This window comes from uncultured Citricoccus sp., assembly GCF_937871995.1.
Classification (GTDB): domain Bacteria; phylum Actinomycetota; class Actinomycetes; order Actinomycetales; family Micrococcaceae; genus Citricoccus.
In genome coordinates this window covers 1-8267 of sequence record NZ_CALMQR010000009.1, presented here as the reverse complement: position 1 = coordinate 8267, position 8267 = coordinate 1, and the positions used below count along the sequence as shown (strand labels likewise).

Annotated in this window: 12 protein-coding genes; 5 read left to right on the top strand and 7 right to left on the bottom strand. The window is 67.7% G+C overall.

All coding sequences use genetic code 11. The features are described 5' to 3' along the window. Together mobF and Q0283_RS00685 are read right to left on the bottom strand one after the other, a co-directional pair. Window positions 1-1012: MobF family relaxase (gene mobF / locus Q0283_RS00690; RefSeq protein ID WP_298041974.1), on the bottom strand; the 1012-nt coding region annotated here is incomplete at its 3' end. Between the two features lie 17 nt (window positions 1013-1029). Next, window positions 1030-1614 carry a hypothetical protein gene (locus Q0283_RS00685; RefSeq protein ID WP_298041972.1) on the bottom strand — a complete coding sequence of 195 codons (585 nt, stop codon included), beginning with the start codon at window positions 1612-1614 and terminating at the stop codon, window positions 1030-1032. Between the two features lie 696 nt (window positions 1615-2310). On the opposite strand from Q0283_RS00685, the gene Q0283_RS00680 reads away from it, so the two are divergent. The 5 genes from Q0283_RS00680 (at window position 2311) to Q0283_RS00660 (ending at window position 5675) form a co-directional block, all read left to right on the top strand. After that, entirely contained in the window at window positions 2311-2694 is a 384-nt protein-coding gene (locus Q0283_RS00680; RefSeq protein WP_298041970.1) for a hypothetical protein, read from the top strand. A gap of 493 nt (window positions 2695-3187) precedes the next feature. Further along, window positions 3188-4273 (top strand): IS110 family transposase, encoded by a 1086-nt coding sequence (locus tag Q0283_RS00675; protein WP_298041968.1) that lies wholly within the window; start codon window positions 3188-3190, stop codon window positions 4271-4273. Window positions 4274-4364: 91 nt separating this feature from the next. Next, window positions 4365-4724: a helix-turn-helix transcriptional regulator gene (locus tag Q0283_RS00670; RefSeq protein ID WP_298041966.1), complete on the top strand. Its 360-nt coding sequence runs from the start codon at window positions 4365-4367 to the stop codon at window positions 4722-4724. Beyond that, window positions 4721-5320 (top strand): cadmium resistance transporter, encoded by a 600-nt coding sequence (locus tag Q0283_RS00665; protein WP_298041977.1) that lies wholly within the window; start codon window positions 4721-4723, stop codon window positions 5318-5320. Before Q0283_RS00670 ends, Q0283_RS00665 begins: the two co-directional genes overlap by 4 nt. Before the next feature lie 181 nt (window positions 5321-5501). Beyond that, window positions 5502-5675, top strand: coding sequence for a hypothetical protein (locus Q0283_RS00660; protein WP_298041964.1), 174 nt, complete (start codon window positions 5502-5504; stop codon window positions 5673-5675). Window positions 5676-5777: 102 nt separating this feature from the next. On the opposite strand, the gene Q0283_RS00655 is transcribed toward Q0283_RS00660, so the two are convergent. From Q0283_RS00655 to Q0283_RS00635, 5 genes are all read right to left on the bottom strand, one after another. Further along, window positions 5778-6197: a hypothetical protein gene (locus Q0283_RS00655; RefSeq protein ID WP_298041962.1), complete on the bottom strand. Its 420-nt coding sequence runs from the start codon at window positions 6195-6197 to the stop codon at window positions 5778-5780. A gap of 32 nt (window positions 6198-6229) precedes the next feature. Next, window positions 6230-6835 carry a M48 family metalloprotease gene (locus tag Q0283_RS00650; RefSeq protein ID WP_298041960.1) on the bottom strand — a complete coding sequence of 202 codons (606 nt, stop codon included), beginning with the start codon at window positions 6833-6835 and terminating at the stop codon, window positions 6230-6232. 46 nt (window positions 6836-6881) lie between these two features. Then, the gene (locus tag Q0283_RS00645) at window positions 6882-7076 is read right to left on the bottom strand and encodes a hypothetical protein (RefSeq protein WP_298041958.1); all 195 of its coding nucleotides are present in this window, start codon (window positions 7074-7076) and stop codon (window positions 6882-6884) included. 341 nt (window positions 7077-7417) lie between these two features. Then, complete coding sequence (locus tag Q0283_RS00640) at window positions 7418-7684, bottom strand: hypothetical protein (protein WP_298041956.1); 267 nt, start codon at window positions 7682-7684, stop codon at window positions 7418-7420. Between the two features lie 56 nt (window positions 7685-7740). Next, window positions 7741-8121 carry a hypothetical protein gene (locus Q0283_RS00635; protein ID WP_298041953.1) on the bottom strand — a complete coding sequence of 127 codons (381 nt, stop codon included), beginning with the start codon at window positions 8119-8121 and terminating at the stop codon, window positions 7741-7743. Window positions 8122-8267 lie beyond the last annotated feature (146 nt).

Below are 8267 nucleotides of genomic sequence, written 5' to 3'. Positions count from 1 at the left end.
CCAGCGACATAGACGACTCCTCCTTGGGGGTGCGGGTCTGAAGGGTGGCCTGCTGGCGCAGCTGCAACAGCATGGCGGCCGGGGGTCGCTGGCCGTGGGTGGCCACCCACTCGGCCACGAGTTCATCGGTTCGAGCTTCGATAGCCCGGGACCGGGTGGAGAACTCCTCGATCAGGCTGTCCGGCACACCGGCCAGCTCGACCCGGTGACCGGCGGTGTCAGGTTGACCGGACACGTCCTCGGCGGTGGCCGCGGCCAGAGCGTCGGCCAGCTGCTGGCCGTCCTCGGAGCGGGACTCCGGTAGCGCGCCGATCTGCTGGTGGAGCCGGTCGAAGAGCAGCGAGTTGTACGTTTCGGAGATGGCCACCACGTGCCGGTGCAACGAGTAGGAATCCAGAGTGGCCCACTGGCCATCCAGCACCCGTTGGACGCGGTTGGAGATGACCGTGTGGGTGTGCAGCTGCGGGTCCCCGGCGCGGGAGTCCCAGTGATCGAACTGGCTGGCCACCAACCCGGTCACCGGCACGTGCGCGACCCCGCCGTGCCCGGCCCGGGACTGCAGGACGTGGGCCTCGACCCAGGCCAGGGTCTCGTTCATCGCCGCCTGGTGGGCCTGGTGGATCTGGCCTTGCAGCGAGGGACCGGCCACGGCCCACAGGGCGGACACGGACTTGGGCACCGAGAAGGTCAGGTCAAACCCGGCCACCGCCTCCCGGGTGGACTTGGCCACCCGCCCGGCCGGGGTCTTCGCCTCCGCCGGGGTGGCCTGGCGGGCCATCGGCGCCCGGCCCAGCAGGTTCTTGCTCTCCGGGTCGCGGGCCTGTTCGTAAAGCATCACCGCGTGGTCGCGCTCCACCGTCTGCCCGGGAGTCAGGGAGGTTCCGGCCAGCCCGGACCCGACCCAACGGCCGGCCGGGGCCTTGGCCTCGGTGTAATAGGCAGTCAAGTCCTGGCGTCCGTGGTGGCGTTCGTCGCCGGTGGCCACACTGTCCAGGTAGTAGGCGATAGACATCTTCGAGATCGAGACGGTCACCGGACACCCCCCGTCGTGGCCACCTGTCCGCTGGCCGGTCCGGTCACGGGGGCCCGGCCACGGTTGCCGGTGCCGGTGGCCACGGCCTGACGGAACCGTGTCCAGGTGGCCAGGATGTCCTTGTCCACGGCAGCCGCCGGCTGGCCACCCGTGGCCTTGTGCAGCCGCTTACACAGGGTGTCCCACTGCCGGACCACGCCCTGGAGTTGCTGGCGTTCGGTCGCGGCCAGCTCGGCGGTGTCGGCCAACTCCTGGTACCGGGCGGACAGCTGGCCGTACCTCTCCTGCAGGGTGGCCAACTGCTGGCGCAGGCCGGTCACCTCGGCGGTGGCCACCCGAGCCTCGGCCGTGGCCGACCAGTTACGGCGCAGCACGAACAACTCCCCGGTGGCCGCGGCCAACCGCTCCCGGACACCAGCCGCCTCATTGGCCTGCACCACCAAGGCCCTGGTCGCTGACCGACGCGCCTCGGCCAGCTCGGCACGCAACCAGGACACTTCCCGCTCACGGTCCCGGATCCGGCCACGGGCCTGGCCCAGCGCCGTCTCGGCCTGGACCAGCTGGGCAGACGCGACGACCAACAGGTCACGGTCGGCCGCCCTCTTGTTGGTGGAGTCGGCCGGACGGCTCCGGCGTCGGGCACCGGCCTTCTGGCAGGCCGCATCGCAGAACCGCTTGTTCCTCCGGCTGCCCTCCGGCAAGTGCTTCCCACAGCTCTCGCACCGGCGGCTGGCCGTCCGCGCAGGACGGCCGTGGGCCTGGCGACGGCAGTCCTCGTCGCAGTAGAGACGGTTCGAGCGGGCCTCGGGGGGCAACTCTCGGGTGCAGTACTGGCACCGGTGCACTTGCGTTTCCATGTGGTCAGTTCGCCCCCAGGGCTCACCGGCACATGTCAGAAACTCGGACACACTGTCCGAGAGTGCACCTTGGTGCCAGAGGTGTGATGACTGATTGACTGTTTCGCTCGTCGAGCGAAACAGTCGGCTTGCCGGCAGTAGCGCGCTACGGACGGAGTGCTCTGCTGGCGCGGCCGCGCTGCGGGCAGCGTGTGGGCTGACGCGATTGGATCGCGGGCAGTGGTCGGTACGACTCGGGCAGACCTGCGCGGCCTCGGCGCGGTCGAGTGAGGACGACCGGAGTGGGCTGTCCCTGACTGGATGGTGAGTGACCAGGTGGGGTCTGTGGCCGTCGCGGTTGCGGTGCCACCATGAGCACCACACCAGCGAACCGGCGCCCCCAGATGCAGGACCGCCGAATGGACGAACGTGGGAGGAACCATGCCGAACGGTGGAGGCCAAGGATGGAGTATCGAAGGATACGAAGTCGGACACGAGCGCGCTGCGGGGCCACAGGCAGGACGCACAGCCTTTCTGACGTTGTACGACTCCGGGGAGGGTGGCCCGACCCAGAAGGTGGTCCGCCTGAAGTTCTCCTCCACACACATCGGGCTCTCCGGTCACTACCAGGAACCTCAGTTCACGGTGGTTCTGCCCTACGAAGACTTCGCCCCTATGTACGACCTACTCCGCCACGAGACACCGGTGTATGCGTCCTACTCGTGGCACGGTGAGGCGGCCGAACTGGACCACTTTCGCCTGAGCACCGACATAGAACCGCCCGGTGAGGGGCCTGCAGACCTCGACGCGCCGCCGGACACGTGACTAGGCGGGCCAACTCAGATGTCCCGCGGGCTGGTACCTGGGAAGCCCCCGATGCTTCGGAGGCTGGTGCACCTGATCCTTTTGGATCACCTGATTCTTCAAGCACCCCACGCAACCCGCGGTGCCAGACCAACTACTCCGGCCCCCGTCTGCAACGTTCGGCGTCCCCGGGAGAGCAGACCGCGCCCGCACTCCCATACGTGCACTCCGGCGAATGAGACGGCGCCTCTGAAGGCCGCGAGGCCGCGCGTACGCTCAACTCAGTGTGATTGTGGGTGTTGCCGCGGGTGACGCGGTGGTTGGATTCCTTTCACCCGGGGCTTGGCCCCTACGCTCAGCGGACCACTCAAGGTGGTGCCCTGCACTCGTTATGCCGGCTCCGGGTGGAAGGACCGGCCGGCGTGACCTAATAGGAGTGTGCTAGCGCCCCACTGAGCTTTGTCCGCCGACCGGCCCAACCGTTCACCATCCAGGCGAATAGGAGGCAGGTCCCATGGTTCTCTTCATCGGCGCCGACGTCCACAAGAAATCCCACACCCTGGTGGCAGTGGACCCGGTAGGCAAACAAATCGGACAACTGCAGGTGATGGCCACCAAAGCCGGTCACGAAAAGGCCTACCGGTGGGCCAAGAAGTTCAAGGACCAGGACCGGCTCTGGGGGGTAGAGGACTGCCGGATGCTCACCGGGCACCTGGAACGAGATCTGTTGGCCCACGGCGAGGCGGTGGTGCGCGTCAAGCCCAAGCTGATGGCCGGCCAACGCGCCTCCGCGCGCACCTACGGCAAGTCTGACCCGATCGATGCGTTGTCCGTGGCCCGCGCCATGGCCCGGGAGCAGGACCTGCCGCTCGCCCGCCCGGCCGGGCCGGAACGGGAAGTCCGCTTACTGCTGGCCCGCCGAGAAGACGTGGTGGCCGAACGAACCCGGGCAGTGAACCGACTGCGCTGGCACCTGCACGAACTAGACCCGGAACTGGATCCCTCCCACGGGGCCCTGAACCGGGCCACGACCCGGCGCCAGCTCCGAGCGTTCCTGGACGGAACCGAGGGCGTTGTCGCCGAGATCGCCGGCATGGAACTAGAAGACATCGACCGCCACTGTCAGCAGGTCAAAGACCTCGACCGGCGCATCCGGCACCTGGTGGCCGAACTGGCCCCGGAGTTGCTGCAGATCCCCGGCTGCGCCGAGCTGACCGCGGCCAAGGTACTAGGCGAAACCGCCGGAATCGACCGCTTCGCCACCGCCGGCAAATACGTGATGTTCGCCGGGTGTGCCCCGGTCCCGGTCTGGTCCGGCAACACCGCCGGTCATGTACGCCTCAACCGACGCGGGAACCGACAACTGAACTGCGCCATCCACCGCATCGCCATTACCCAGGCCCGCCTGGAGGGCCCCGGCCAGGACTACTACCTCCGGTTGCGCGCCTCCGGCAAGGGCAAGATGGAAGCCCTTCGATGTCTCAAGACCGCCATCGCCCGCACCCTCTGGCGCACCATGACCCGAGCACAGGACCACCAGGCCAAAGCCGGGGCCCCACCACCCCTCACGGAAACGACGCCCCTCCCCCAAGCCGCCTGACCTGGCAGCAGCGGAGGACGGAAGACCCGAGGCCCTAACCACCGAAGTCACCTGAACCTGACGGTTCATTTGTGACTGTATAGTTCAGCGAATGCTGACTAGTTCTTCCCGTTTGGATGTGATGAACCGGCTGGGCCGGGCGATGGCCGACCCGACCCGGTCCCGGATACTGCTCACCTTGCTCCAGGGCCCGGCCTACCCGGCCGAGCTGGCCCGGGACCTGGAGCTGACGCGGTCGAACGTGTCGAACCACCTGGCGTGCCTGCGGGACTGCGGGATCGCGGTCGCCGTGTCCGAGGGCCGCCAGACCCGGTATGAGATCGCCGATGCGCACCTGGCGCGGGCGCTGACCGCCCTGGTCGATATCACCCTGGCGGTGGATGAGAGCGCCCCGTGCCTGGACCCGGCGTGCTCGGTGCCCGGCTGCTGCCCCCCGGGGGTGGTCGCGTGATCCTGTCCTCGATCCTGCAGGCGATCGGCCTGTTCTTGGTCACGAACATCGACGACATCATCGTGCTCTCGCTGTTCTTCGGTCGCGGCGCGGGCCAGCGCGGGACCACCACCCGGATCCTGATCGGTCAGTACCTCGGGTTCGTCGGCATCCTGGGTGCGGCGGTGCTCATCTCGCTGGGCGCGGGGGCGTTCTTGCCCCCAGAGGTCATCCCCTACTTCGGGCTCATCCCGCTGGGCCTGGGCCTGTGGGCCGCCTGGCAGACCTGGCGCGGCGACGACGACGATGACGACGACGCCAAGATCGAGGGCAAGAACGTCGCCGCCTGGACCGTGGCCGGGGTGACCTTCGCCAACGGCGGGGACAACATCGGCGTCTACGTCCCGGTCTTCCTCAGCGTCGGCCCGGGCGCCGTGATCGCCTACTGCCTCGTGTTCCTCGCGCTGGTTGCCGTGCTGGTGGGTCTGGCCAAGTTCGTCGCCACCCGCCGACCCATCGCCGAGGTGCTGGAACGCTGGGAGCACATCCTGTTCCCCCTCGTGCTGATCGGCCTGGGCGTCTTCATTCTCGTCAGCGGTGGAGCCTTCGGACTCTGAGCTGCGGGGCCAGCGCGGTGCTCGCCCCTCCAATCCTGCCGGTCTACACCGGCTATCAGCCCGGAGCGGCACCGGCCGGTTCCATCCCGGTCAATGAGGCGAGCAGGTACTCTGCAGGAACTCCCCCAGCCCCCACGAAAACGACTTGTCCTCCGCAGACCTCTTGACATAGGAGTAACGAGTGAACATCATTGCCGCCATCGAGGCTGTCCCCGAGAACAACACCGGCCAGCAGGCTCACAAGGTGCGCGAACTGTCCGTCGAGGCTGCCTCGTATGAGGAAGGCGTCACCGAACTGCGCGCCCAGATACCCGAAGGGTGGAGGATCATGAACCTCCGCCGGGACAGCTACTGACCAGGCCGGCACCCCCGGCACAGTCTCCCCGTACCCGGTGCTTTTGGGTACCAACTCGGACCTGATCGCGGCCCAGGTTTGACGAAATAGGGGCCGCTAGGTTCAGTCCGTCGGGCCGTTTCGGTAGCGTCCACCGGCCACGGTGCGCTGATAGTGGGCACCGGCGCCTTGTTCGCCGCGGCAGGCGGCGAGGAAATGCACCGAGGTCTCCCCGAACGTAGCCACGGCATCGTCGTAGTAGATGCTCGAGTCCGGCGCCCAGCCCTGGGTAGCGACCCCATGCGCCAGCAGGTCTAGCAGGATCTTGTTGTTGCGCACCTCGGTCCACTGCGTGGCCCGGTAGGCCGGTGCGATGACCGGCGCTTCGGTCGGGTCCGGGGCATCCGGCTCGCGCCCCGGCCCGGCGGACACCGGAGGGGTTGGTCTGACCGGGGGCTGCGGTGCTGCGGTGCTGCCATCGGCGAAAAGTCCTTGCCCATAGATTCTTGTCCCACTGCCGCCGCCACGTTTCACCCAGGTCATGCCCCACAGGGTAGAGCGTGGCCGCGACGTCTTTAGGCGTCAGCGCGCTTGGATGGCGACAGCACCTCTTGCACGCGGCGCACCCGGCAACTCGTGGGCGGGTGCGACCCCCACAGGGCGGCCACATGTTCCATCCAGGCAGGAGACGACGGGAAGGCGGTGCGGGCGAGCTGTTCCGTGAGGACTCCGCCTCGTTCGGCGGCCCACCGGTCCGCGGCGTACTCATGCGGATGGAACAGCCAGCGCGCGGCGACGGCCAGGAGCGCCATAGCGGCCAGCAGACCGAAAACGAACCCGTTTGCTAGTGCCGTCCCGGTTTGCCAGGCCAGCCAGGGCCCGATGATCAGGGGACATACTGCCGCCGCCAGTCCGGCAAGCTTGAAGCTGCTGCGGGCGGCCTGCTGGTGTTGCTCAGCCACATGTCCCAGCTCGTGCAGGGCAACGAACCGGGCCTCGTCCGAGTCGCGCAGAATCGTGCGCCGCAGTTCGATGAGCCGTCCTCCAAACCGGGCCTTAGAGGTACCAGTATCACGCCACCGCACCTCGGGGGGCGTGAACCCCTCCCGCAGGGCGGTGGCGCGCACCAGCGCCTCCACCTCGGCCTCGGTGGACAACTCCCCCATCACGTCCTCACACATCCCGTTCTCCGTCCCCACCTGATCCTGGACTTGACCCACGCCGTGGTTAGAGCGCGGCCAGGATGCCTTGGTGCTCGGCCTCGCTGGCCCCGGGCAGGGCGTGGATGATGCCGTTCTTGATCTCGATCCAGCGGGCCACATAGTCCCCCAGTTCCCCCGCCCGGGCGTTATAGCCAGCCTGGTAGGCGCGCACCACAGCCTTGGTCTCCTCGCCCCCGTAGGAGCGATAAGCCTCCAGCACGAGACGGCCAGTGTCATCACCTGGATGGTGCGCGTCCCCGATGGTGGACGCCGGAGTGCCCTCAGCCCCGTGGGCTATGTCCGCGGCCTGCTGGCCTACGCGCTGGGCGCGCACGATCAACCGGTTCAACGGCTGCATTAATCCCCCTCCTTCTCTCTTAGCTTTGGGCACCAGGCCACGGGTACAGCGAGTCATAAAGGACGAGGCCCTTGGCACGGACGGCTTCGTGAGTGTCAGTCATGACTCTTCTTCCCGCGGGTGGTTGGTGGTGAGTCTAGGGACCGCTGCGGACACCGGAGGGGATAGACCCCTCCGGTGTCCGCAGCGGTTGGCGACGGTGATCAATGGGAACGGATCAGAACCGGGTCGATGCCGTCGCCGAACTCGGCGCCGGGGAAACAACGCGGGTGGATGCCGCTGATGATCTGCTCGCGCAGCCGACGATCGAGCTCGGGTAGGGCGTCCTGGACCGGTTGGTCGTCCATCAGGGCATCGGCCCCGGACTGGGGGACGGTGATCCAGCCTTGCTGGCCACACAACGGGCAGGACGGGGTGAGGATGTCGGCGCAGTCTTCTTGCATGCTGTCGTAGATGGCGTGGCGGGTCATGGTGGGCCTCCTTCCTGGGGCCGGCCCGGCTGGGCCGGCCCCACTGAGCGGGTGGGTCAGTTGGTGTGGCCGATGGCCATTTCGATCTCTTCCAGGACGGACAGCACCGGGGTACCGGGCTGGCCGTTGACGTACTGGATGGTGGCCAGCGCTTGACGCAGCGCCGCGGCCGGTCGGGTGGAACCGTGGATATTGGCGAAGGCCAGCAGGTGCGCGATCAGAGTGATGCGTTCGGTCTCCCGCTCATCGCTGGGGCCATTGAAACGGTCCTCCACGGCCAGCACGGCCAGGCGAATGGCGGCACCGGTCAAGGTGTCGTGAATGGACCCGAAGGCCTCCAGGGCCGGATACGTCCGACCATTTGTGGTGGTGGTGACCGGCGGGGTCGAGACCTGGCTCGTGTGATCGTGAGTTTCGACGGGATGAGTGGTGTGCATGGGTTGCTCCTTGGGTGGTGGGGGCCCGCGAGGCCAGCCGGTCGCGGTTCCTCTCCCCCGTATTTTTTTGCCTGCTGGCGAAACGTAGTGAAGCTGCCCCGGACGGAACCGACATCAACCCGCAGGGCGGTGCCGGCAGAAGTTCT